Annotated in this window: 25 protein-coding genes; 13 read left to right on the forward strand and 12 right to left on the reverse strand. The window is 67.8% G+C overall.

Annotation, left to right across the window (positions count from 1 at the left end; genetic code table 11):
* Positions 1-67: 67 nt before the first annotated feature.
* From ACQ754_RS04355 to ACQ754_RS04400, 10 genes are all read right to left on the reverse strand, one after another.
* Positions 68-1,327: an amino acid ABC transporter substrate-binding protein gene (locus ACQ754_RS04355; protein WP_440995771.1), complete on the reverse strand. Its 1,260-nt coding sequence runs from the start codon at positions 1,325-1,327 to the stop codon at positions 68-70.
* Between the two features lie 128 nt (positions 1,328-1,455).
* Positions 1,456-2,058, reverse strand: a complete 603-nt coding sequence (locus ACQ754_RS04360) for a DUF2946 family protein (protein ID WP_440995772.1) — start codon at positions 2,056-2,058, stop codon at positions 1,456-1,458.
* A 12-nt stretch (positions 2,059-2,070) separates the two neighbouring features.
* Positions 2,071-2,295 carry a DUF2783 domain-containing protein gene (locus ACQ754_RS04365; protein ID WP_440995773.1) on the reverse strand — a complete coding sequence of 75 codons (225 nt, stop codon included), beginning with the start codon at positions 2,293-2,295 and terminating at the stop codon, positions 2,071-2,073.
* Positions 2,296-2,327: 32 nt separating this feature from the next.
* Positions 2,328-4,004 carry an FAD-dependent oxidoreductase gene (locus ACQ754_RS04370; RefSeq protein ID WP_440995774.1) on the reverse strand — a complete coding sequence of 559 codons (1,677 nt, stop codon included), beginning with the start codon at positions 4,002-4,004 and terminating at the stop codon, positions 2,328-2,330.
* A 12-nt stretch (positions 4,005-4,016) separates the two neighbouring features.
* Entirely contained in the window at positions 4,017-4,967 is a 951-nt protein-coding gene (locus ACQ754_RS04375) for an MBL fold metallo-hydrolase (RefSeq protein ID WP_440995775.1), read from the reverse strand.
* Between the two features lie 67 nt (positions 4,968-5,034).
* On the reverse strand, positions 5,035-6,201 hold the full coding sequence (locus ACQ754_RS04380) for an ABC transporter substrate-binding protein (RefSeq protein ID WP_440995776.1): 1,167 nt from the start codon (positions 6,199-6,201) through the stop codon (positions 5,035-5,037).
* Between the two features lie 117 nt (positions 6,202-6,318).
* Entirely contained in the window at positions 6,319-7,659 is a 1,341-nt protein-coding gene (locus ACQ754_RS04385) for an ATP-binding cassette domain-containing protein (RefSeq protein WP_440995777.1), read from the reverse strand.
* A gap of 19 nt (positions 7,660-7,678) precedes the next feature.
* Complete coding sequence (locus ACQ754_RS04390) at positions 7,679-8,440, reverse strand: ABC transporter ATP-binding protein (protein ID WP_440995778.1); 762 nt, start codon at positions 8,438-8,440, stop codon at positions 7,679-7,681.
* Positions 8,437-9,384: a branched-chain amino acid ABC transporter permease gene (locus ACQ754_RS04395; RefSeq protein WP_440995779.1), complete on the reverse strand. Its 948-nt coding sequence runs from the start codon at positions 9,382-9,384 to the stop codon at positions 8,437-8,439. The genes ACQ754_RS04390 and ACQ754_RS04395 overlap by 4 nt, the downstream gene beginning before the upstream one ends.
* 3 nt (positions 9,385-9,387) lie before the next feature.
* The gene (locus ACQ754_RS04400) at positions 9,388-10,263 is read right to left on the reverse strand and encodes a branched-chain amino acid ABC transporter permease (RefSeq protein WP_440995780.1); all 876 of its coding nucleotides are present in this window, start codon (positions 10,261-10,263) and stop codon (positions 9,388-9,390) included.
* 365 nt (positions 10,264-10,628) lie between these two features.
* Between ACQ754_RS04400 and paaX the strand changes: the two genes are divergently transcribed.
* From paaX to ACQ754_RS04440, 8 genes are all read left to right on the forward strand, one after another.
* On the forward strand, positions 10,629-11,612 hold the full coding sequence (gene paaX, locus ACQ754_RS04405; protein WP_440995781.1) for a phenylacetic acid degradation operon negative regulatory protein PaaX: 984 nt from the start codon (positions 10,629-10,631) through the stop codon (positions 11,610-11,612).
* Positions 11,591-12,337, forward strand: coding sequence for an SDR family oxidoreductase (locus tag ACQ754_RS04410; RefSeq protein WP_440995782.1), 747 nt, complete (start codon positions 11,591-11,593; stop codon positions 12,335-12,337). Before paaX ends, ACQ754_RS04410 begins: the two co-directional genes overlap by 22 nt.
* A gap of 246 nt (positions 12,338-12,583) precedes the next feature.
* Positions 12,584-13,570, forward strand: a complete 987-nt coding sequence (paaA, locus tag ACQ754_RS04415; RefSeq protein WP_440995783.1) for a 1,2-phenylacetyl-CoA epoxidase subunit PaaA — start codon at positions 12,584-12,586, stop codon at positions 13,568-13,570.
* A 26-nt stretch (positions 13,571-13,596) separates the two neighbouring features.
* Entirely contained in the window at positions 13,597-13,878 is a 282-nt protein-coding gene (gene paaB / locus ACQ754_RS04420) for a 1,2-phenylacetyl-CoA epoxidase subunit PaaB (RefSeq protein WP_440995784.1), read from the forward strand.
* Between the two features lie 15 nt (positions 13,879-13,893).
* Positions 13,894-14,649 (forward strand): 1,2-phenylacetyl-CoA epoxidase subunit PaaC, encoded by a 756-nt coding sequence (gene paaC / locus ACQ754_RS04425; RefSeq protein ID WP_440995785.1) that lies wholly within the window; start codon positions 13,894-13,896, stop codon positions 14,647-14,649.
* A complete protein-coding gene (paaD, locus tag ACQ754_RS04430; RefSeq protein WP_440995786.1) occupies positions 14,636-15,145 on the forward strand; it encodes a 1,2-phenylacetyl-CoA epoxidase subunit PaaD in 510 nt (169 codons plus the stop codon). The genes paaC and paaD overlap by 14 nt, the downstream gene beginning before the upstream one ends.
* A gap of 39 nt (positions 15,146-15,184) precedes the next feature.
* Positions 15,185-16,261 (forward strand): 1,2-phenylacetyl-CoA epoxidase subunit PaaE, encoded by a 1,077-nt coding sequence (gene paaE / locus ACQ754_RS04435; protein ID WP_440995787.1) that lies wholly within the window; start codon positions 15,185-15,187, stop codon positions 16,259-16,261.
* A 94-nt stretch (positions 16,262-16,355) separates the two neighbouring features.
* The gene (locus tag ACQ754_RS04440; RefSeq protein WP_440995788.1) at positions 16,356-17,135 is read left to right on the forward strand and encodes an alpha/beta fold hydrolase; all 780 of its coding nucleotides are present in this window, start codon (positions 16,356-16,358) and stop codon (positions 17,133-17,135) included.
* Here ACQ754_RS04440 and ACQ754_RS04445 read toward each other — a convergent pair.
* Complete coding sequence (locus tag ACQ754_RS04445) at positions 17,123-17,998, reverse strand: substrate-binding domain-containing protein (protein ID WP_440995789.1); 876 nt, start codon at positions 17,996-17,998, stop codon at positions 17,123-17,125. The genes ACQ754_RS04440 and ACQ754_RS04445 overlap by 13 nt on opposite strands.
* Positions 17,999-18,111: 113 nt before the next feature.
* Here ACQ754_RS04445 and ACQ754_RS04450 point away from each other — a divergent pair, with 113 nt between their 5' ends.
* The 5 genes from ACQ754_RS04450 to ACQ754_RS04470 all read left to right on the forward strand — a co-directional run bounded on the left by ACQ754_RS04450 (position 18,112) and on the right by ACQ754_RS04470 (position 23,525).
* A complete protein-coding gene (locus ACQ754_RS04450; RefSeq protein WP_440995790.1) occupies positions 18,112-18,807 on the forward strand; it encodes an ABC transporter permease in 696 nt (231 codons plus the stop codon).
* Positions 18,804-19,595: an ATP-binding cassette domain-containing protein gene (locus tag ACQ754_RS04455; RefSeq protein ID WP_440995791.1), complete on the forward strand. Its 792-nt coding sequence runs from the start codon at positions 18,804-18,806 to the stop codon at positions 19,593-19,595. Before ACQ754_RS04450 ends, ACQ754_RS04455 begins: the two co-directional genes overlap by 4 nt.
* The gene (locus ACQ754_RS04460; protein WP_440995792.1) at positions 19,568-20,389 is read left to right on the forward strand and encodes a substrate-binding domain-containing protein; all 822 of its coding nucleotides are present in this window, start codon (positions 19,568-19,570) and stop codon (positions 20,387-20,389) included. Before ACQ754_RS04455 ends, ACQ754_RS04460 begins: the two co-directional genes overlap by 28 nt.
* Positions 20,390-20,478: 89 nt before the next feature.
* The gene (locus tag ACQ754_RS04465) at positions 20,479-21,573 is read left to right on the forward strand and encodes a hypothetical protein (RefSeq protein ID WP_440995793.1); all 1,095 of its coding nucleotides are present in this window, start codon (positions 20,479-20,481) and stop codon (positions 21,571-21,573) included.
* Positions 21,574-21,590: 17 nt separating this feature from the next.
* The gene (locus ACQ754_RS04470; protein ID WP_440995794.1) at positions 21,591-23,525 is read left to right on the forward strand and encodes a molybdopterin biosynthesis protein; all 1,935 of its coding nucleotides are present in this window, start codon (positions 21,591-21,593) and stop codon (positions 23,523-23,525) included.
* A gap of 41 nt (positions 23,526-23,566) precedes the next feature.
* Here ACQ754_RS04470 and ACQ754_RS04475 read toward each other — a convergent pair whose 3' ends face one another.
* Positions 23,567-24,661 carry a formate dehydrogenase subunit gamma gene (locus ACQ754_RS04475; RefSeq protein WP_440995795.1) on the reverse strand — a complete coding sequence of 365 codons (1,095 nt, stop codon included), beginning with the start codon at positions 24,659-24,661 and terminating at the stop codon, positions 23,567-23,569.
* Between the last annotated feature and the right edge of the window lie 25 nt (positions 24,662-24,686).

The following is a 24,686-nucleotide window of genomic DNA, read 5'->3' on the forward strand; positions in this document are numbered from 1 at the left end:
TGGGGCGGGGGCCGCGGCATCCCTGCCACCGGCACGCGGCGGACCCGCGGCCCGCCGGATCAGGGGGTCACGACCAGTCCGGCAATGGGTAGACCAGCTCGCCGTCCGCGGCGTCCGCCGGTGCCACCGGCACCACCCGGCCGTCGGTGATCTGCACCACCACGGGGATGGGCTGGGTGTTGTTGTGGAAGTGGTCGCCGGAGGTCTCGAACTTCACCGGGCCGTAGAAGGTCTCGATGTCCGTTGCCTCGATGGCCTGGGCCAGCGCCTCGCGGTCGCTCTGACTCCACGGCGGCGCCTTGCCTAACCGCGCGGCAGCGTCCTGGAGGACGAGACCGCTGGCGGAACAGGCCGCCTCCGTGTAGTCGGGGTGACTGCCCCACCGCGAATGGGAGAGCTCATCGTAGTCCGCGGCGCTGCCGAAGAGATCATCGCGGTAGGAGACGCCGGGCGTCCACAGCGAGATCCCGAGCACACCGTCGGCATCACGACCGAGCTCGTTGGCGAAGGCGGGCGCGGTGATGCCGTAGTGCATAACCAGGGCCTTGGGCCGGAAACCCAGGGACTTGGCGGTCCTGACCATGTTAATCAGGACCTCCTCGTGGCCGCCAACGGCGACGATATCCGGGTCCTGGGAACGCAATTTGGTGACCACCGGAGTCAGGTCCGCCTTGGCCGGGAACAGCTCAAAGCCGGTGAGCTCCAGGCCCGCCGCCTCCACACCATCGCGGAAGCCGTGGGCCGTGTCATCCGAGAAGGGCTCATTGACGCCTACGACACCCACGGACTCGGGCCGCGGGCTGGCGGCATCAGCGATCACCCCGAGGGACTTCCCGGAGGAGAGGTCCACCGCCGGGATCATGCCGAAATTGAACGGCGGCTGGTCCACCCAGACCTTGGGGGACTCCGCGGAGCCGGAGATCATGGGGACGCGGTATTTGTTGCAGATGGGCTGGACCGCGAGCGTCACGCCCGAGGTGTACGGCCCGAAGATCACGTCCACCTCCTCCTGGACGATGAGCCGCTCTGCCGCAGAGGCGCCCGAGGACGGGTTGGATTGGGCGTCACCGTAGAACATCTCCACCCGGTAACGCTCGCCGTTGATCTCCACGCCACCGAGCTTGTTGATCTCCTCGGCCCAGAGGTCGTAGCCGCGGCGGGTAAGATTACCGCCGAAGCGGTTGGCGCCGGACAGCGAGGTCACCACCCCGCAGCGGATGGTCGCCGACTGCGCACGTGCGGAACGGCCCGTGGCACCAACAGATAGCGCCCCGACACCGAGCGCCGAGGTCTTGAGAAAGTCGCGTCGGGTAAGCTTGCTAGCCATGGTATCTCCCCTCCGTTGTGGGCCTTAGCGGGCCCTTATGTTTGTCTGAAAGCGGAATAACCGTCACCGAAAAAGATAGAAGGCGTACGCCATCTGACAAGTCGGGGACCCGGAAACCCGGAACGCGTTCACCCCGAATGAGGGTCTTCGCCGGCCACCTCGCGGGGGCGGGGATCGAAACCGAACCGGGCCGGGGCCTGACTGCGCCGCAACGGGTAGAGGGGACGATTGACTCCGACGGAAGGGTTCAGGCGGAGGCCTGCGGGACGGCCCTGCATCAGGTCATCCAGGGCCCGCTCGAGTGCCGGGGCCGAAGGCTGACCGCCGCCCTCTCCCTCGAGGTGCTCCACAAACCAGTGCAGGACATCCCCGTGGAGCAGGCCGACGCCGCGGTCGAAGGTCAGCAGCACGTCCCCATGCTCATCCACATAGGCGGCGTTAATGCCGGTCACCGCGGTACCGGTATGATCCACCAGGCCCCCGGCACCGTCGGCAAACAGGATCCAGGGCGTGTACTCCAGGTCCACGTACCCGCGCTGGGGCCCATTCTGGAAGTACCAGCGCCCTCGCTCGTCGACGACGTAGTTGCGGCCGATGAAGTCGATGATGGCGGTGCGCTCTATGAGCTCACCGTTGATCCACCAGCACCCGCGCCGGTCGAGGTAGAGCCAGCCGTATAGGGCCGGGACATTGGGCCAACGGGCCATGGCCCGGCGGACGGACTCGTCCATGGGCGAAGGGCCTCAGCCCCCCTTTTCGGATCCGCCGCGGACCCCTTTGCGGGCGATGCGCATGGCCTCATTGAGGACATCGTGGTCGCCGATGTGGTTGCTCAGCAGGAGGATGAGCTTGGCGTTGGCGAGCCGACTCTCCTCGTCGGTGAGGTCCCGGTGCATCTCCACCAGGGCCTCGTAGAAATCATCCCCCCGCTCGAGGCGCGGGTCCACGTTGAGATACTCCGGCTGCATCTTCGCTGCTCCTCCTCGCTGGGTGGGCGCTCTCAGGCGGCCCGCGCGCAGGCCCGGTCGACGATGCGACCGATCACCTCCGCGCTCGGGCCGCGCCGGCGGCCCACCACGTGCTGATCCGGGCGGATGACGTAGACCGTGCCTGCACGGCCGTCGTAGCGCGAGGCCGCCAGCCCCTCGCTGTCCCCCACCAGCATGGCCCCCTCGGGCACATTGCCCCCGCTGCGGCCGACGACGATGATGCGCAGTCCGGGCTCACGTTCGCGGGCCTGCTCGAGCGTCTCGGTCAACCCCGCCGAACAGCCACCGTCCTCATCGGCGAACGCCAACACAGTGAAGTCGCCGCCGAGCTGGGCGAGCAGCCAGTCGTCGCGACCGCCGATGCGCACCGGCGCGTCGGCGCAGGGCGCGCCCGGCACCATCGCCCCCTCGAACGGCTCCTGGTCCGGGGTGTTGAGCACCGAATGGCTGAGCACGGTGGGCACTGACAACCGGCCGCTGTTGACCAAGCGGCGGGCGAAGGGGAAGTCCTCGGCGAGCATCAGGGTGGCATCCCGGAACGAGCGGCTCACCTCGCTTTTGGGGGTAATAAAATCGGTGCTGCGAGTGGAGTTGAGGATGTTTTCGTCGGCGGCGGCGATACGCTCGCTGTCGTAGGTCTCCAACAACCGGTCGCCGGCGCGGCCTTGCATCACCCGCTCGAGCTTCCAGATCAGGTTATCGACGTCCTGGACGCCGCTGTTCGCGCCTCGCGCGCCGAAGGGCGAGACCTGGTGCGCGGCGTCGCCCGCGAAAAAGATCCGCGACGAGGGGTGGAAGGTGGGCATACGCCGGCACTGGAAGGTATACACGCTCACCCAGTCCAGATCGAAGTCCACGTCCTCGCCGAGCATTGCCTGGATCCGGGGGATCACGCGCTCGGGCTGGCGCTCCGCCTCCGGATCGGCCTCCCAGCCGAGCTGGAAGTCGATGCGGAAGACGTTATCCGCCTGGCGGTGCAGCAGCACGGACTGGCCGGGATGGAACGGGGGGTCGAACCAGAACCATCGCTCGGTGGGGAAGTCGGCGTCCATGACGACATCGGCGATGAGAAAGCGGTCCTTGAACACCTGACCTTCGGAGCTCAGACCGAGCATCTTGCGCAACGGGCTCTTGGCCCCATCGGCCACGATAAGATAGTCGGCGATCAGGGGATACTCCCCCTCCGGCGTGCGCACCGTGAGATGGACGCCGTCATCGCGCTCGGCGACCGAGACCACCTCGTTGCACCAGCGCAGGTCCGCACGCTCCAGGCCCTGGAGGTGCTCGATGAGGTATTCCTCCAGGTAATACTGCTGCAGGTTGATGAAGGCGGGCCTGCGATGACCCTCCTCGGGGAGGAGATCGAAGCGGTAGACCTCCCGGTCGCCGAAGAACACCCGGCCGAGCTTCCAGGTGATGCCCTTGTCCACCATCGGCTGCGCGCCACCGAGGCGATCAAAGATCTCCAGCGTCCGCTTGGCGAAGCAGATGGCGCGGGAGCCGTCGCTCACGCCGTTCTCCGCCTCCAAGAGTACGACTTCGATGCCGCGCTGGGCGAGGTCTATGGCCGCCGATAGCCCGATGGGGCCGGCCCCGACCACCACCACGGGATGGCGGACCGGCTCGCCGGCGTCCTGGTCCGGCGAGCGCCGGTACTCGAAGACCGGGCATTGGTGTGACTTCGGCATGGCGCGCCCCTCCTAGCCCTCCAGGGCCTCCCACATCTCCTGGTCGCGCTCGGCCGTCCAGATCCGCGGGTCCGGGTAGTCGCCGGCCTCGTCGTAGGCCCGACTGACATCGAAGGGCATGCAGTGGCGGAAGATCACCCAGTGGCCGTACTTGGGCTCCATCTCCTCCATCAGCGTCTCGTAGGTGGCCTTGAGGTCCTTGCCTTCGGCCCGGCAACGCTTGACCCCGCCATAGAGGTCATTGATGAAGGCCTGCGTGCCCTCCAGCGCGCTCTGACACTCCTCCGGTGTCTTCAATGCCTCGCCACGGCCCGGTACCAGCGCCTTCGGTTCCAGCTCACGGAGCCGACCCAGGGTGTCCGGCCAGTCCCGGTGATAGGCGTCGCCGGTGTACGGGGTGGCGCCGTACTCCACCAGGTCGCCGCTGAACAGGACCTTGTCGTCGGGCAGCCAGACCACGGTATCGCCCTTGGTGTGGCCACGGCCGAGCTGCATGATCTCCACCCGGCGCTCACCCATCCACAGGGTCATGTGACCGTCAAAGACCGTGGTCGGCCAGGTCAGCCCCGGGATGCTATCGGCGCCCTGGAACAGCCGCGGGAAGCGGCCGAGCTCCGAGGCGTAGTCCTGCTCGCCGCGCTCGACGATCAGGTCATAGGTGTCACGGCTCGCGATGATCTGCTCCGCCTGGTAGGCAGAGGCACCTAGGGCACGCACCGCGTGGTAGTGGGTGAGCATCACGTAGCGGATAGGCTTGTCGGTGACCTTCCGTACCCGCTTGATCACCTCTTCCGCCATCACCGGCGTGGCCTGGGCATCGATCACCATCACGCCGTCGTCGCCGACGATGATGCCGGTGTTGGGATCGCCCTCGGCGGTGTAGGCGTAGGCACCCGGGGCGAGCTCGGAGAAGGTGATCTCCTTGGGGGTCATATCGCCTGCGGATGCGAATTGCTTGGCCATGGCAGCGTCTCCAGGGTTGTTGGGGGATGGATCAACGCCCCGCCGTGGCGCGGCGGGGCGCAGATACTCACTCTTCTACCAGGACCCAATCCTGATCCTGAATCTCGAGGATGCGGAATGCCGAGAGATCGAGACCGAGATGGTCCTCGGGGCCCATATTGAACTCGCCGCCCGTACCCATCAGGCCGCTGGTCTGCTCAATCGCATCCCGCACGGCCGCCGGGTCCGCAGTGCCGGCCCGCTCTATGGCGTCGATGGCGATCAACAACCCGTCGTAGGCGTGACCGCCGAAGGTGGAGACGGACTCGTTGAAGGTGGACTCGTACTCGTTCTTGTAGTCGACCACCACCGGCTTCTGCGGGTCGTCGTCGGGAAGCTGATCGGCGACCAGCAGCGCGGCGGCGGGCAGGCGCACGTTATTGGCCGCATCGCCGGCGAGCTCGATGAACTTCTTCGAGGCGACGCCGTGGGACTGGTAGAAGGGCAACTCCAGGCCGAGCTGGTCGTAGTTGCGGGTGACGATGGCCGGTCCCTGACCGAAGCCGAAGTTCAGGATCGCCTCCACGCCATCGGTGTTGGCGATCTTGGTCAGCTGCGCGGTCATGTCCGTGTCGCTCGGGCCGTAGGTCTCGTCGGCGACGATCTCGACGTCGTAGTCACCCACCACGTCCAAGGTCTGCTCCCGGCCGGACTTGCCGAAGCCGCCGGTGCCGGAGATCAGCCCGATCTTGGTGATCCCCCGGGACTGCATGTCCTCGAGGATCTTCTGCGCCGCCATGCGGTCGGTGTGCGGGGTCTTGAATACCCATTTTTTCACCGGATCGATGACGGGCACGCCGCCGGCCAGGGAGATGAAGGGGATCTCGTAGCGTTCCACCAGCGGCACGACCGCCATAGTGGTACCGGTGGTGGTGCCCCCGATGATGAGATCCACATCGTCGGAAGTGACCAGCCGCTTGGCGAAGGTCCGGGCCTTCCCCGCATTGCCGGCCGTATCGTAGTGCACCAGCTCCAGCTGGCGGCCGTTGACGCCGCCGTCCTCGTTGATCTTCTCGATCCAGTGCTCGAGGGTCTTGAGCTCCGGATCACCGAGGAACGACGCCGGCCCCGTCACGGCGAGGAACGAGCCGATACGGATCGGATCGTCCTGGGCCGCCGCCGAGGACATGCCACCAACCGCGATGCCGGTAACCGCTGCCGCCAGACCGAGTTTCTTCAGCAATGCATGGATCATCTGCTCTCCTCCTGATTCCGCGCTGGGCGGGATAACAGGCGATGCCGGCCCACCCGACCATCGCCCACAAAGTATTTTCGATCAAAACTAATGTCAAGCCCACGTACGGCGCGGGCCTTACATCCCCAGGTATGCCCGTTTGACCTCTTCGTCCTCCAGCAATTCCGCACCACTGCCGGAAATGGTGATGTGCCCGGTCTCGATGACGTAGCCCCGATCGGCGATGCCGAGCGCACCGGAGGCGTTTTGCTCCACCAGCAGCACCGTAATGCCCTCCTTCTTCAAGCGCTCGACGATGCGGAAGATCTCCGCCACCAGCAACGGCGCAAGCCCCATGCTGGGCTCGTCGAGAAGCATCAGCTGCGGCCGCGTCATCATCGCTCGACCGATGGCCAGCATCTGTTGCTGGCCACCGGAGAGGGTACCCGCCGCCTCATGGCGCTTCTCCTTGAGAATGGGGAAGAGCTCGTACATGTACTCGAGATCGCGGTTCACCGCCGCGCCCCGGCCCCGGGTATAGGCCCCGAGTACGAGGTTGTCCTCGACGCTCATGGGGCCGAAGACCTGGCGCCCTTCGGGGACCTGGGCGATCCCTTCGGCCACCCTCCGCTCCCCGGACATTCGGGTGATGTCCTGGCCCCGAAAGCGGACGCCGCCGCGGGTCACCGGTTGCAGCCCGGATATGGTACGCAGCAGCGTGGTCTTGCCCGCACCGTTGGCGCCCACCAGGGCGACGATCTGTCCCTTGCCCACGGAGAGGTCCACGCCGTGCAGGGCTTCGATTGGACCATATCGCGTGACCAGGCCCTCCACCGCGAGCAGCTCCTCGGCGGCCTCCCGCGGCGCCACCCGCTCGACCTCGGGACCCTCCGGCACCTCCCGGGTAAGCCCGAGGCCGATGGGGGTAGGGGCGTAGTTGACGATCTGCTGATAGAGCTCTCGGAAATGCTCGCGCCGCTCCTCGCCGAACAAGGGGTCGCGGTTATCGGCAAAGGCGGCGTTGATCTCCGCCCAATCCTCGTCGGTGAACACCTCGCGCGCCAGGGGGATCACCTCGCTTTCCTCGCGGCGCAGATGGTGACGCTCGAACTCCACGAATTGGTGCAGCGCCTCCTCGAAGCGTCCGCCGCCGTCCGGGTAGTCCGCCACGTGGGCCTCCAGGGCCTCGCGGGCTGCGGCCACCAAGGCCGGCCCTTCACTGTGCTGGGCCTCGAGTTCCTCGAGCACCGGCTCGATCTGCGGGGCACGGGCGCGCAGTAACCGGAAGAGGTAGTCGTCCTCCTTGGGGTGATGGACGCGGTCGGCATACTGCTCGATGTAGTCGAAGATCGCGCCAAAGAGCGCTCGATCGGGGGCCTGTGCCCGCTCGCGGTACTCGCGGGCCAAGGCCTCGGCGGTATCGAGGACCCGCCAGATGCCGTTGTGCTCGCGCTGTATGGTGGAAATCGCGTCGGTCATGTCCTCTCCCCCAGCCGGCTCACGCCGCCCCCAGATAGGCGGAGATCACCTCCGGGTTGTGGCGTATCTCCTCGGCCGTCCCTTCGGCGAGCTTCTTGCCGTAGTTGAGCACCAGGATGTGATCGGAGATATTCATCACCAGCTTCATGTCGTGCTCGACGAGCACCACGGTGATTCCGCTCTCCGCCACCTTGACGATGAGCTCATCGACCTCTGCGGTCTCGTTCGCGTTCAGGCCGGCCGCCGGCTCATCGAGCAGCAGCATGCGAGGCTCCGCCGCCAGGGCCCGGGCGATCTCCAGGCGCTTCAGGGCGCCGTAGGGCATGGCATCGGCGTCGCTGTCCAGATAGGCCTCCAGCCCGACGAAACGCATCAGCTCGGCGGCCTTCTCTCGGCAGGCCCGGTCGCCACGGATCACCGAGGGCAGACGCAGCAGTGCCGGCAGGAACCGCCGGTCCAGGCGCAAATGCCGGCCCACCATGACGTTCTCCAGCGCCGACATATTCATGCAGATCTGGAGGTTCTGGAACGTCCGGCTCATCCCCAGGCGGGCAAGCTCTGGCGGCGTCATACCCCGGATGTCCTCGCCGGCGAAGGTGATCTGCCCGGAGGTGGGCAAGTACAGCCCGGTGATCAGGTTGAACAGCGTGGTCTTACCGGCGCCGTTGGGGCCAATCACCGAGTGAATGTGCCCCGGTTGGATATCGAAGGACAGCTCCGAGATGGCGTCCACGCCGCCGAAGCGCTTAGTCAGGTGCTCGACGCTCATCAGCGCGCTCATTTCGCTCCCCCCCTGCGCAGCTTCGCGGTCAGTGTCGGCACCAGCCCCCGCGGCATAAAGATCATCACCGCCATGAGGATGAAACCGAACACCGCCATTTCCAGATCATCGAAACCGGTGAGAAGCTGTGGCAACACCGTGAGGATTACCGCACCCACCAGCGCCCCGTAGGTGGAGGCCATGCCGCCGAGCACCACCATGGTGACGAACTCGATGGAGTGGAAGAACCCGGCCATATCCGGGGTGATGAATCCCGAGTAGTGCGCGCTCGCCGTCCCCATAAGGGCGGCGAACACCGCGGAAACGACGAAGATCAGCACCTTGTAGTTAATGGTGCTCACGCCGGCCACCTGGGCGGCGACCTCCGAGCCGTGTACCGCGCGCAGCGCCCGTCCTACCGGCGAGTCGATGAGATTGAGCGCCAGCCACACGGCGATGACCAGGATCACCGACATCACCCAGTACCACTTGGTCTCGCCGAACAACTCCCAGCCGAAGACCTCGATGGTGGGCACGATCATCCCGTCGGGGCCGCCGGTGAGCCAGCCCTCGGTGGAGATCACGATATTGATCAGGATGCCCAGGCCGAGGGTGGCCATGGCGAGGTAGTGGCCTGAAAGGCGCAGGATGGGCCGCGCCACCACGAAGGCCAGCGCCGCCACCACCACCAGCGCCGCGAGGATGGAAAGCAACGGGTGCCAACCATAGATACCGCTGAGGATGCCGGTGGCGTAGGCGCCGAGGCCGAAGAATCCGGCGTGGCCCAGGCTGATCTGTCCGGCATAGCCGATGAGCAGATTCAGGCCCACCACGACGACCGCATTGATGAGCACGTGGATGACCACGTCATAGTGATAGGGATTGGTGAGCACCAGCGGCAGCAGCGCCAGGATGATCACCAGCACCGGTAGCCCGGCGTAAGGCGTGCGTAGTCGGTTCCACATGATTCAGACGCGCTCCGTTCCACGCTTACCGAACAGCCCGCTGGGCATGAAGAACAACACCAGCAGGATGATCACGAAGGGGATGGCATCCTTGTAATCGGAGGAGATATAGCCGGCGCCCATGGCTTCCATGAGGCCGAGCAGCAACCCGCCGACGACCGCCCCCACCGAGCTGCCGAGACCACCGAGCACCGCGGCGACGAACCCCTTCAAGCCGAGCATGATGCCCACGTCATAGGCGGTCAGGGTGATCGGGGCCGCGACGATGCCGGCGATGGCACCGAGCGCCGCCGAGAGCGCGAACGCCAGCATCAAGATGAACTGCGGGTTGATGCCCACCATGCGCGAGGCGTCCTTGTTATGGGAGACCGCCAGCATGGCCTTGCCCTTGAGGGTGCGATTGAAGAAAAAAGCCAGCGCCACCACCAGAACGGCGCCGACGCCGAGCACCCACAGGCTCTGCGGCAGGATGGTGCCGCCGAGGATGCGAAACGGCTCGTCGCCGGTGAACGCGGGTAGGGAATGGTAGGACTTGCCCCAGAAGTACTGGGCGAGCCCGCGCAGGAACAGGGAGGCACCGATGGTGATGATGATCAGCGGCACGATATCGGCACCCCGTGCCTGCTCGATGGCGAGCTTATCCAGCAAGACGCCGGCCACGACGGCCAGGAGCACCGCACCCAGCATGGCCAACGGCATGGGCAACCCGGCGGCCGTCATCATCACCGCCCCCATACCGCCGATCATCACGAACTCCCCTTGAGCGAAGTTAATGACGTGGCTGGCGTTATAGATGATCGCGAAGCCCAGACCCACGAGGGCATATACCGCCCCCGTTGTCAGCCCCGAGAACAGGTACTGCAGGAATTCCCCGAGCATGGCTCTCCCCTCGTTGGACGCCCGTCGCGGGCATGCCGCTATGCGTGTTATCTACGGCCGATAGTAGCGGATAATCCCCGGCAGGCACCGGGCTCCGCTACGGTCTAGGCGGGCGGAATGCATTCCCATAACTCTCCTCCCCGACTCGGCCACGGCCACAGCCATCCCCCCGATGACGGCGGCCGGCTCCCCTGAAAGCGCGCAAACAATATTTTCGATCGAAACATTCTGTCAAGCGCAATGCGCAAGCGTTTCAGATACGATACATTGTCTGGCACAACCACGCGAGAAAAGTATCAGAAGCAACCAGCGACGTGAACCTTTCCGCGCCACTGAAACTCAAGGAATGATACGAAGGACGCCTGATGGCACGCTCCAAGGTTATCGATGAACTGGTGGAGGAGTTCCGCGAGCGCCGCCCGATCCGCGCCGGCTCGCTGATCATCACCGTCTACGGTGACGCCATCGCCCCTCGTGGCGGCACCGTCTGGCTGGGCAGCCTGATCCGTGCCCTGGCACCGCTCGGGCTCAACGCCCGGCTGGTGCGCACCTCCGTATATCGCCTCTCCAAGGAGGGCTGGTTGGTCTCCGAGCAGATCGGTCGGCGTAGCTATTACAGCCTCACTCGCAGCGGCTGGCGCAGCTTCGAGCGCGCCTATGAGCGGGTCTACGCCGAACCGCACCTGGCCTGGGACGGCAGCTGGACGCTGGTGCTCACCACCCAGGTAGAGAACGGCCGCCGCGAAGCCCTGCGCAAGGAGCTGTCCACCCTCGGATTCGGCACCTTCGCCCCGGGCGTTCTGGCCCACCCCCTGCCGCCGAGGGACGCGCTGACGACCCTGCTCCAGGACCTGGAGCTCAACAATGACGTCATTATCATGCACGCGCGTAACGAGGGGCTGCCGACCTCGCGACCGCTGAACCGGTTGGTGCGCCAGTGCTGGAACCTCGAGGAGCTGGCCGCGGAATACGAGCGCTTCCTGGAGCGCTTCCGCCCCATTTGGCGTGCGGTTCGCTCGGCCCGCTCCCTCGATCCCCAGCAGTGCTTTCTGGTGCGCACCCTGCTCATCCACGAGATCCGGCGGCTGCTGCTCCGCGACCCCCAGCTACCCGACGACGTGCTGCCCGGGGACTGGCACGGCGCGGCGGCGCGGCTGCTATGCCGCAACCTCTATCGCGCCACCTACCGCCAGGCGGAGGTCTATCTCGGCGAGACCCTGCAGACCGCGGAGGGTCCGCTGCCTGAACCGGCACCCTACTTCTACCGGCGTTTCGGCGGCCTGGACCCAGAGCCCACATCACCACCCACCGAACAACCGGAGGCCGCATGGAACTCAACGGCAAGCTGATATGGATCACCGGCGCGAGCAGCGGCATCGGTGAGGCGACCGCCCGCTGCCTGGCCGCCGAGGGCGCCCGGGTGGCGCTCTCCGGCCGGCGCCGCGAACGCCTCGACGCCATCGCCGAGGCCATCGCCGGCGAGGGTGGCAGCGCCGAGGTGCTGCCCCTGGATATCCGCGATCGCGACGCGGTGGCCGGGGTCGGGGAGGCCCTGGAAGAACGCGGCGGGGTGGCGGCGCTGATCAACAACGCCGGGGTCATGCCGCTGTCGCCGCTGATCAGCGGGCGCGTCGACGAGTGGGAGCGGATGATCGACGTCAATCTCCGCGGCGCCTTGTACGCGATCCATGCCGTGCTACCGGGAATGGCCAGACGCGAGCAGGGCCACGTGGTCAATATCTCCTCGGTGGCAGCCCGAGTGGTTTTCCCCAGCGCCGCGGTGTATGCGGCCACCAAGGCGGGGTTGACGGCAGTCTCCGAGGGCCTGCGCCGGGAGGGCATCCGCCACAACATCCGCGTCACCGACATCCAGCCCGGCGCGGTGGACACCGAGCTGCCGGAGGGCATCGCCCACGACAAGGTACGTGAGGCGGTCCGCAGCAACCTCTACGCCGAGGGCTCCCCGATCCTCCGGCCCGCCGACATCGCCGCCGCGATCCGCTACGCCCTGACCCAACCCGAGCACGTGGACGTCAACGAGATCCTGGTGCGTCCCACGATCCAGGACCAGTGAACGGGCTGATACACGACAACCCCCTGCATTCAGTCTCCGCGTCGCACTTGCACGGCCCCCGCATGGAGCCGGGGACCGTGCCGCCGGTCTGGCCGTGAAACCGTGCTTGGGTTACCGGATGATTTGCGAATAATCATTTACGTGACACAAAGAATTGACTACGGGCGTTTGGGTTGTATCATTACTAGTAGATTGAGTAGCGGCCCTACCTTGGGTCCCGCATCCGGCTTCCGAGGAGGAGTAGCCATGTACAGTCAGTTCGTTGACACCGGCGCCAGCAAGGTCAAGTCTGCCGAGGAGCTCGAGGGCCTGGACCGGGAGTTCCAGGAGCGCATCGATGAAGAGATCACCATCGAGCCCCGGGACTGGATGCCCGAGCTCTACCGTAAGACCCTGGTGCGCCAGATCTCCCAGCACGCCCACTCCGAGATCGTCGGCATGCTGCCCGAGGGCAACTGGATCACCCGGGCCCCTAACCTGCGTCGCAAGCTGATCCTCCTGGCCAAGGTCCAGGACGAGGCCGGCCACGGTCTGTATCTCTACAGCGCCGCGGAGACCCTGGGCGTCTCCCGCGATGAGCTCATCGACGCGCTCCACGCGGGCAAGGCCAAGTACTCCAGCATCTTCAACTACCCGACGCCGACCTGGGCGGACATCGGCTGCATCGGCTGGCTGGTCGACGGCGCGGCCATCGTCAACCAGATCCCGCTGTGCCGCTGCTCCTACGGTCCCTACGCCCGGGCCATGGTGCGCGTGTGCAAGGAGGAGAGCTTCCACCAGCGCCAGGGCTACGAGATCATGCTGGAGCTCTGCCGCGGCAGCGACGAGCAGAAGCGCATGGCCCAGGACGCGTTCAACCGCTGGTGGTGGCCGTGCCTGATGATGTTCGGCCCCGCCGACGGTGATTCCGTGCACTCCCAGCAGTCCCTGGCCTGGAAGATCAAGCGCCACACCAATGACGAGCTGCGCCAGCGCTTCATCGACCAGACCGTGCCCCAGGCGGAGTACCTCGGCCTGAGCATCCCCGACCCGGATCTCCGCTGGAACGAGGAGACCGGGCACTACGACTACGGCGAGATCGACTGGGACGAGTTCTGGCAGGTGGTCAAGGGCAACGGACCCTGCAACCGCGAACGCCTGGAGGCCCGGCGCAACGCGTACGAGGACGGTGCCTGGGTGCGTGAAGCCGCCCAGGCCCACGCCGACAAGCGCGCCCGCCGCGCCGCCGCCTGATCCCATTGTCCGAGGAGAAACGCATCATGAAGGACTGGCCGCTCTGGGAAGTGTTCATCCGCAGCAAGCACGGGCTCGCCCACAAGCACGTGGGCAGCATCCACGCCGCCGACGCTGAGATGGCAGTGGAGAACGCCCGCGACGTCTACACCCGGCGCAACGAGGGCGCGAGCATTTGGGTGGTCCGCGCCGCCGATATCGTGTCCTCGGCGCCCGGTGACAAGGAGATCCTCTTCGACCCCAGCGACGACAAGGTCTACCGGCACCCGACCTTCTACGAGGTGCCCGATGAAGTCGAAAACCTGTAGGGCGGGGGGAATCCGATGACCGACGAGCGCAACCTCCAAATCTACGTCCTGCGGCAGGCGGACAACGCCCTCGTCCTCGGCCAACGCCTGTCCGAGTGGGTGGGTCACGCCCCCGCGCTGGAGGAGGAGATGGCGACCGCCAACGTGGCCCTGGACCTCATCGGCCAGGCCAAGTCATGGCTGGAATACGCCGCCGAGCTCCGGGGCGGGAGCGACGCCGATACCCTCGCCTTCCACCGCGACGTGCTCGATTTCCACAATGCGTTGCTGGTGGAGCAGCCCAACGGCGACTACGCGCTGACCATCGCCCGGCAGTTCTTCTTCGACGCCTTCCACCTGCCGCTGCTCGAGCAGCTCTCGTCCTCCGCGGACCCGCGGATCGCCGAGATCGCCGCCAAGTCCGCCAAGGAGGTGGGCTATCACCTGCGGCGCAGCAGCGAGTGGATGATCCGCTTCGGCGACGGCACCGAGGAGAGTCAGCGGCGCGTGACCGATGCGGTGGACCGGCTGTGGCCGTTCACCGGCGAGCTGTTCGCCGGCGACGAGGTGGACGAGGCGATGCGGAGTGCCGGCGTGGGCGCCGATCTCGGTGCGGTGCGCGAGCGCTGGTCGACTACCGTGGACGAGGTGTTCGCCGAGGCGGGCCTCGCTCGACCCGAGGATGGCTGGATGCAGTCCGGCGGCAAACAGGGCCATCACAGCGAGCACCTCGGCTACCTCCTCGCCGAAATGCAGTTCATGCCGAGGGCCTACCCCGATGCCCGCTGGTAGCGCCGACGCGACGCCGGATCTGGAGACCATCCGGGGCTGGCTGGAAACGGTCACCGACCCGGAGATCCCGGTGCTGACCATCGAGGATCTCGGCATCCTGCAGGAGCTGCGCTGGGAGGGCGACGAGCTGGTGGTGGTGATCACCCCCACCTATTCCGGCTGCCCGGCGATGCGCACCATCGAGGAGGGCATTCGGCAGACGGTCCGCGCCCACGGCGTCGATGACGTACGCATCGAGGAACGCCTCTCGCCGGCCTGGACCACGGACTGGCTCTCCGAGGCGGGCCGGGAAAAGCTCCGCGCCTACGGCATCGCCCCACCGGAGGGACGCTCGACGAGCAAGCGCGGGCTGTTTGCTCCGCTACCCGCGGTGGCCTGCCCGCGTTGCGGCTCCACCAACACCACACGGGTGAGCGAGTTCGGCTCGACGGCCTGCAAGGCGCACTACCGCTGCGACGACTGCCTGGAGCCCTTCGACTACTTCAAGTGCATCTGACCCCCGGGCCCCCTGGGCCATGAGGAGAGAACGACGGTTATGTCCCGATTCCACGAACTGACGGTGGCCGAGGTCCGGCCCGAGACCCGCGACACGGTGTCCATCCGCTTCGAGCTCCCCGAGGAGCTGCGCGAGACCTTCCGCTACGAGCCCGGCCAGCACCTGGCGATCCGCACCTGGATCGACGGCGAGGAGGTGATGCGCACCTACTCCATCTGCACCGGGGTGCAGGACGAAGAGCTCCGCGTGGCGGTCAAGCAGCAGCCCCACGGCCGCTTCTCCGCCTTCGCCAACAGCGAGCTCAAGCGCGGCGACCGCCTCGAGGTGATGCCGCCCCAGGGCCATTTCAACACCCCGTTCCGCCCGGAACAGCGCAAGCACTACCTCGCCATCGCCGCCGGCAGCGGGATCACGCCGATCATGTCCCTGGCGCGTACCGCGCTGCACACCGAGCCGGAGAGCCGGTTCACGCTGATCTACGGCAACCGCTCCACGGCCTCCGTGATCTTTCGCGAGCAGCTCGAGGACCTGAAGAACGAGCACATGGGGCGGTTCAACTTGATCAATGTCATGAGCCGGGAGCGCACCGACATCGATCTGTTCCACGGCCATATCAATCGCGACAAGCTGGAGGCCATGTTCCGCCACTGGATCGACCTCGGCGACGTGGACGAGGCCTTCATCTGCGGCCCCGAACCCATGATCCACGCCGCCTCCGAGGCCCTGGAGGCCGGCGGCCTCGGCAAGAAGCAGATCCACTTCGAGCTGTTCACCGCGCCGGGCGAGGCCAAGGAACGCCAGCGCGAGCGGACCAAGGACCCCAGCGCGGATCACTCCACCACCGAGGTGGCAGTGCGGGTGGACGGCCAGGAGATCGTCTTCGATCTCCCCCGCAACACCCAGCCCATTCTCGATGCCGGACTGGAGGCGGGGGCCGATCTGCCCTTCTCCTGCAAGGGCGGGGTCTGCTCCACCTGCCGCGCCAAGGTGGTCGAGGGCGAGGTGGAGATGGACGTCAACTACGCCCTGGAGGACTATGAAGTGGAGGCCGGCTACGTGCTGAGCTGCCAGAGCTATCCGGTCAGCGAGCGCGTGGTCCTGGACTACGACGAGTAGCCGACGCCGGGCTCCCCCCTGCCGGTGCCGCCGTCCTGGGCTACGCTGTAGCGGGACGGCGCGCTCCGCGCCACGGCACGAGGGAGGGGAGATCATGACACCACCCGCCTACTACCACCTCGGTGATGGCCCGCAGCCGGTCATCGTCCTCCATGGCTGGCTGTCGGACCACAGTGTATTCGCCCCGATGTTCCCCTGGCTGGACACCACCCGGTTCCGCTTCGCATTCATGGACGCCCCCGGCTACGGCGGTTCCCGTGACAGCGAGCTGCCCCACAGCATGGACGGAATGGGCCGTGGCGCCCTGGCCCTGGCCGACACCCTGGGCTGGCGGCGCTTCGACGTGGTCGGGCATTCCATGGGGGGCAAGGCGGCGCAGTGGCTGTGCACCTATGCCGAGGACCGGGTCCGCCGCGCCGTGGGGATCAACCCGGTCCCCGCCGCCCCCACGCCCTTCGACGACGACGGCCGCGCCCTGTTCGAGTCGGCCGCCGGGGACGCCGACGCGCGCAGCGCCATCCTCGACCTCACCACCGGGCATCGCCTCGGCGGGACCTGGCTGGCGGCGATGACCCGGGCTTCACTGACCGCCTGCGACGAAGACACCTTCGCCGACTATTTCCGCGACTGGGCGGACGGGGACTTCTCCCGGGCGCTGGCCGGTTGCGAGACCCCGTTCCTGGCCCTGGCCGGGGAGCACGACCCGGCCATTACCGCGGAGTCCCTAGAGGCCACCCTGGGGGAATGGCTCGAGGCGGTGACCGTGGAGACGCTCGGGGGGGGCCGGACACTATCCGATGGTGGAGACGCCACCGGCACTGGCGGCACGACTGCACGCGTTCCTGGAGTGAACGCCACCGCTCAGGCATTGTAGGCAACACCGCCGCAGTCAGCGATGTCGTAACCGCCCATGGCGACCGCCCGCTCGGCAAAGCGGGTCGTACGCGTGAAGGCCAGCAGCCGCTGCACCGGCGGCTCGAAGTAGGTGCGCCGGCGCATCGCCAGGTCGAATCGCTCCCAGCTCAGGGGGATGAATCCGAGGCCGTGGCGGCGGGCCGCCGCCTCCACAGCGAAGCCGCAATCCGCCCGCCCGGCCTGGATCTCCACTGCCAGATCGTCCTCGGTCAGGGCCACCTCCGTGGCCACCGCCAGCCCTTGCGGATCGATCCCCGCCTGGCCGAGCAGGTAGCGGAACAGCGTGTCCGCGCCGGCGGCGGGCTGGCGCATGGCCAGCCGGCAGCCGCTGTCCGCTAGATCCGACAGCGCGTTGATCTCCTGGGGGTTGCCCGGCGCCACCACCAACCCCTGGCGACGCGACGCCCAGCGGATCATCACCAGGTCCCGCAGACCGCCGAGCCCCAAGCGGACAGGGTCATTGAAGCCTTCGGTCTCAGCGTCGACGACGTGCAAACCCACCGCTTGGGCGTCACCGTCGAGCAGTCGGCGCACCCCGTCGCCACTTCCATTACAGAGCTCCGCCAGCCCGCTCCCCGCCTCCCGCAGTGCCCATCCCAGCAGCGGATCATGGCTGCCGGCATAGACCGGCGGCGCCGGCGGCTCCAGCGCCCGGTCGCCACTCAAGTGGCCCATCACCCACAGGTCCAGCGCCTGGCGGGGGAAGAGCAGCTTGCCGGTGACCCGGCTGCAGGGGATCTGGCCGTCGCGCACCAGTGCATAGACCTTGCGCTCCTTCATCCGCAGATACGCGGCGACCTCGGCGGTGGTGAGATACTCCATGACAGCAACCGCATTGAACTGTTTATGACTGCATGATTTACAGAACTAGCGGCATGCATGCAAATGAACGCCCATGCTTTAGGGGAAAGTGATCACTGTAGCTACGGGGAACGATGGACGGGATCCTTGCCCGGGCCATCCGCCTGATCCTGGAGGCGGACGCCGACCTGATCGGCATCGTAGTGTTGTCCCTGCGGGTGAGCCTGACCGCGGTGCTCGTCGCCAGCGTCATCGGCCTGCCCCTGGGGGCGGCGCTGGCGCTGTATCGCTTCCCGGGCCGCTCCGCACTGGTGGTCCTGCTCAACGGCTTGATGGGTCTGCCACCGGTGGTCGCGGGCCTGGTGATCTACCTGCTGCTCTCCCGGGCCGGCCCGCTAGGGTCGCTGGGGCTGCTGTTCACGCCGACCGCCATGGTCATCGCCCAGTCCCTGCTGGTGCTGCCCATCATCGCGGCCCTCACCCGCCAGGTGATCGCCGACCTCTGGGAGGAGTACCGGGAGCAGCTGCAATCGCTGGGCTCGAGCCGTCTGCGCGCCATACCGACGCTCCTGTGGGATGCCCGCTTCAGCCTTATCACTACAGTGCTCGCCGGCTTCGGCCGGGCCGCCGCCGAGGTCGGCGCGGTGCTCATTGTCGGCGGCAACATCAACGGCTACACCCGGGTGATGACCACCGCCATCGCCCTGGAAACCAGCAAGGGGGCGCTGGGCCTGGCCCTGGCACTCGGCATCATCCTCATCGCACTCATTGTGGCGGTCAATGCGGTGGCGTTTGCTGTCGGCTCGCTGGGGCGGAGGTACGGATCATGAGCCCGAACGGCCCTGTATTGCCCCTGTCGCTGGCGGGGATCACATACGGTCACGGGGACCAAGTACTACTGGAGGACGTCTCCCTGCGCATCGAGGGCGGGGGCAATACTGTGCTGCTCGGCCCCAACGGCGCGGGCAAGAGCCTGCTGATGCGGGTCTGCCATGGGCTGTTGGCGCCCACCCGGGGCCAGGTCCGCTACGCCGGGGCGCCGCCAGCAAGGGGCCATCGGCGGCACCTGGCCATGGTCTTTCAGCAACCGGTGCTGCTGCGCCGTTCGAGCATCGCGAACGTCCGTCACGCCCTCGCCCTGCACGGCGTCCCTTTCCGCCATCGCAAGGCCCATGCGCAGAAGGCCCTCGCCGTATTCCAGCTAGATCACTTGGCCCACCGCCCGGCTCGGGTACTCTCCGGCGGCGAACGACAACGCCTGGCCCTCGCGCGGGCCTGGGCGCTGTCCCCGGCGGTGGTGTTCCTCGATGAGCCCACCTCCGCCCTGGACCCGGCTTCCACCCAGTCGGTGGAGCAGGCAGTGACGCGCTTCCGCGCCGATGGCGTCACGGTGGTGATGGCCACTCATGACCTCGCCCAGGCCCGACGACTCGCCGACGAAGTGGTGTTCCTCTGCGGCGGACGGGTCCTCGAGCATACCCCCGCCGGGCGCTTCTTCGCGCGGCCCCGGACCCGGGAGGCGAGCGCCTTCCTGCGCGGCGACCTGCTGACCGGCCCATTCCCCCGCCTCATACAACCCGGGGAGGACCAATGCGACGCACAGACCTCCCCCCCTTAGCCTCGATGATCGCGCTGCTGGTGGCCACGGCATTCGCCACCGTCATCCGCGCCGAGGAGACGGCCTTCACCCTCGCCTCAACGACCTCCACCGAGAGCTCGGGGCTGTTCGGCCACCTGCTGCCGGTCTTCGAGGAGGATACGGGGATCGACGTGCGGGTAGTGGCGGTGGGCACCGGCCAGGCCCTGGAGCTCGGCCGCCGCGGCGACGCCGACGCGCTTCTGGTCCATGCCCCGGCGGCAGAGCACCAGTTCATCGACCGCGGCTACGGGGTCGACCGCCGCCGGGTCATGTACAACGACTTCGTGGTGGTCGGACCGGGACGCGATCCCGCCGGGATCGCGGGCGCCGGCTCGGCGGCCGAGGCGTTCTCCCGCATCGCCGCGGCGGAGGCGCCATTTGCCTCCCGCGGCGACGACAGTGGTACCCACAAGAAGGAACGCTCGATTTGGGAGGCGGCGGGGGTCACGCCGTCCGGCAGCTGGTACCGCGAGCTCGGCTCCGGTATGGGGGCCACCCTCAATACCGCGGCAGCCATGAACGCCTACGCCCTCACCGACCGGGGGAGCTGGCTCAGCTTCGACAACCGCCAGGATCTGCAGGTCCTCTACGGGGGCGACGAAGCCCTCTTCAACCAGTACGGCAGCATCCTGGTCAACCCCGAGCGCCACGATGGCCTGCGCACCGGGCTGGCGCAAACTTGGCACGAATGGTTGACGTCCCCCGAAGGCCAGCAGCGGATCGCCTCCTTCCGGCTGAACGGTGCGCGGCTGTTCCACCCCAACGCCGAATGAGCCCCCTCGTGCCCCCCGGCGGCCCGCGTTAGGATGGTCGGCGCAAAGGCCGTCGGGAGGTATGCGGGCGTGTCTCGGGGAGTGAAGGGGTGAGTATCGGCCGGACGCTCCGGCCCCTGGCGGAGGTCGGGGAGTGGCTGCGTGCCCGGCTGCCGGATTGCCCGGAGACCGAGGCGGTGGCCACGACGTCGGCCGCCGGTCGGGTTGTGGCCGAGCCAACCACAAGTGGCGGTGCCCTACCCGCCACGACAATCGCCGCGGAGGACGGCTATGCGCTGGTGGCGGAGGCCACCGTGGGGGTCTCCCTGTATACCCCCCTGCGGCTGTCCCTGGTGGGGCCGGACGCCGATGCGAGGGCCATTGCCGTGGGGGAGCCCCTGCCACCCCCGCGGGACGCCGTGCTGCCCGCCCACCAGGGCCACCGCGACGGGGACCACCTGCAGGTCTCCACACCGCTGGCCCCGGGGGAAGGAACCGTACCCGCCGGCGCCGAGATCCCGCCGGCGACCCTCCTCGCGGCGGCCGGCCACCGCCTCTCCGCCCTGGACGGGGCCCGCCTCGCCGCCTGCTGGATGAAGACGGTAACGGTATATGCGCGCCCCGTCGTGGCCCTTCTCCGCAGGGGGAGCCACAGGGGGCCGGACATCACTGGGCCCCTGCTAACCTCCGAGCTGGAACGATGGGGCGTCCGGCCGCGGTTCGTGAGTACACCCACGGAGCTCGAGGGGGTCGCCCTGGTGCTGCTCTACGGCGGCTCAGGGTGGTCCCCCGCGGATGACGCGGCCACGCTGCTCCGCCAGGACGGCGACTGCCATTGGCATGGAACGGCCATCCGGCCCGGAACCTCCCTGCTCGGCGGTATGCTCGGGGAGGTGCCGGCCCTGGGGTTGCCCGGGGCGCCGTGGCCTGCCTTCGCCGCCTTCCGTCTGGCCGTGGCACCGGCCCTCGAGGCCCTCTCCGGCGTCCGGGGACCCGTCAGCACCGGCACGCTCCCCCTAACCGGCAAGATCACCTCCGCGCCGGGGCTTACGGAGTACGTGCCCGTGGCCATCGGGGAGGACGGCATCCGGCCGCTGCGGCGGGGAGGGCTCCTGCCCCCGGCCGGTGTGGATGGCATGGTCAGGGTGGCCGACGGAAGCGAGGGGTTCCCGCGGGGCGCCGCGGTAGCCGTGGAGGGGATGTGACGAAGGAAACACCGACCATGCGCGCTGGCCGAGAAGGCAACGAGCAGAGCCAATTCCTCGATACCGTCAGCCGAGAAGAGGCCATCGAACGGTTCTTCAGCGCCCTGGACCTCTCCCCGCGCGGTTCCGAGCCTCTACCGCTGGATGCCTGCCCGGGTCGGGTCCTGGCCGCCGACGCCACCGCCGCAGTAGATGTGCCCGGGTTCGACCGGGCCAATGTCGACGGGGTCGCGGTGCGCTCCTCCGACCTCGCCTCCGCCTCGGAGGAGGCCCCGGTTACGCTGACGCTGACGCCGGAGCTTCTAACCCCCGGCATGATGCCGCAGGAGACGGTGTCGAGCGGCACGGCCAGCGCCATCGCCACCGGGGGGATGATCCCCCGCGGCGCGGATGCCGTGGTCATGGTGGAACACACCGAAACGGTGGATGGCGGCGTCGCCGTCTCGCGCCCGCTCCATCCGGGGGCCTTCGTCACCCACGCCGGCTCGGATATCGCCCTCGGCGAGACCGTCCTCTATGCCGGGCAACCCCTGGGCTCGCGCGAAATCGGTCTCCTCGCTGCCGTGGGCCTGGCGGAGGTGCCGGTCTGGCGGCGCCCGCGGATCGCCATCCTCTCCACCGGCGACGAGATCCTGCCACCGGGCGCACCGGCACGCCCCGGTGCGGTATACGACTCCAACGGCGCGATACTCGCCGCCGCGGTCCGGGAGAATGGCGGCGAGCCCTTGCCCCTCGGCATCTGCCCCGATGACGAGGCCGCTATTGCGTCGGCCCTGGAGCGGGCGCTGGAGGCCGACGTGGTGCTGCTCTCCGGTGGCACGTCCAAGGGCGCCGGGGATGTGGTGCACCGGGTGGTGGCCCGGCTGCGGAATCCCGGCGTCCTCGTCCACGGGGTCGCCCTGCGCCCGGGCAAACCCCTGTGTCTCGCGGTGCACGACGGAGTGGCCATAGCGGTGCTGCCCGGCTTTCCCACCTCCGCGATCTTCACCTTCCATGAGTTCATCGTCCCGGTGATCCGGCGACTCGCCGGGCTGCCGCCCCGACGGCGGGAGGTGGTGACGGCACGGCTGCCCATGGACGTGCCCTCCGAGTACGGCCGCGTGGACTACCGCATGGTGGGACTGCTGCCCCAGGCCGACGGCACCCCGGCCGCCTACCCGAGCCCCAAGGGGTCCGGGGCGGTGACCGCCTTCAGCCGCGCCGACGGATTCATCGCCATCGGCGCGCGCAGCACCGGAATGGGCGCGGGCAGCGAGGTGGAGGTTCAGTGCCTGGAGGGCCTGGACACCGCGGCCGACCTGGTGGCCGTGGGCAGCCACTGCACGGGACTGGACCATCTCCTCGGGCGGCTGCGTCGCGAGGGCCATGCCGTGCGCTCGATGCACGTGGGCAGCCTCGGCGGCGTCGCAGCCGCCGGCCGGGGCGACTGCGACATCGCCGGCGTCCATCTGCTCGATTCCGAAACGGATCGCTACAACAGCCCCTGGCTGCCGGAAGGGGTTACCCTGGTCCCGGGCTACCGGCGTCGCCAGGGGATCTGCCTGCGCCCGGACGATGAACGCCTCACCACTGTGCCCCTCGAGACCCTGGCCGAGCGGCTCCGCGACGACCCCGATCTGGTCATGGTCAACCGCAACCATGGCAGTGGGACCCGGGTGCTCATCGATCGCCTCCTCGATGGGCTCCGTCCCCCGGGCTGGGGGGTACAACCCGCCTCCCACAACGCCGTGGCCGCCGCGGTGGCCCAGGGTCGCGCCGACTGGGGAATGACCATCGAGCCGGTGGCGCGGGCCTATGGGCTGGCATTCGTGCCCGTGCGCGACGAGCACTACGATTTCATGATCCCGGACGCGCGGCTCGATCGGCCGGCAGTGACCCGCTTCCGGGAGCTGCTCGCCGAGCCGGAGGTGCGCGAGGCCCTCACCGGCCTCGGCTTCACCGCCGCAGGCTGAGTGCCCGATCGGTATACCCCCGGCAACGGGCGCAAGATAGCTCAGGTAGCGGTGTCGCTCTCCCCGTGGCGTCGCTCCCCACCACGTACCGCCGACTCGGGCTGTTCCCGGTCCTTGACCTGCTCGTACCAGCGATCATGGTGCTGCGTCGCCCACTCCCGGGAGACGTAACCGGTGGTCATCCCCTCCAGGGCGCCCTCGGTACCCACGGTGCCGATGTAGGCATGGCCGAAGAACAACGAGATCCAGGCGATGGCGGCCACGGCATGGATGATGTTGGCGGTCTGCATGGTGGAACGGGTCTGCTCCAGGTTCGGGAAGTCTAGGATGACCCCGGTGACGCAGACCGCGCCCCCCACCAGGGCCACGAACCAGAACCAGACCTTCTCCCCACCATTGAAGCGCCCGGCATGGAGGGTGCGCCCCTTGAGGAAACCGCCGCCGGCCTTGAACCAACCCCAATCCTCTCGACTGGGGATGTTGAACCACACCCACGCGAGGACCATCACGGCGACGCACAGGGTGAAGAAGGGGCCGATGTAATTGTGCAGGTTCATGGCCACCGTGGCCCAGGCGGCGAACCCCTCGGGGCCCAGCACGGGGATCAGCACGGCGCGCCCGAACAGGAGGCTCAAACCGGTGATCGCCAGGATGATGAACAGCGTCGCAACCACCCAGTGCAGCACCCGCTCCCAGAGCTTCCAGCGGGGTACCACATAGCCCGAGCGTGGCTCGTGGAGGCGATGACGGCCGGAGATCACCCATACGAGGGCGATACCCACCAGGGCGATGGCCATCAGCCACGGTGTCAGCCCCGCCACCGGCCCGTTGCGGACCTGGCGCCAGTTCTCGCCGCCGTTCTGGATCAGCACGCCTGCCTCGGGCCCGCCGACGGTGGTCACCCCGGCATTCCCCTGGCGCGCCTGCCGCCAGCTCTCGGCCCGCGGATTGTCACCTTGCCACCCTTGCGCCCCCAGGGCAGCGCCTCCCCGCTCGGCCACCGCGGCAGTGGGGTTGTCCGCCTCCTGCTGGGCGAACGCAACGTACACGTAGCCGCTCATGGGCAGCAGGATCGCCGCCGCGACAATGAACGCCAGACTCCAGAGGATGGCCCGGCGATGGGTACCTTGTCTCATGTTCTCGACCTCCTCCGGGTCATCC

The organism is Arhodomonas sp. SL1 (assembly GCF_052060015.1).
GTDB lineage: Bacteria > Pseudomonadota > Gammaproteobacteria > Nitrococcales > Nitrococcaceae > Arhodomonas.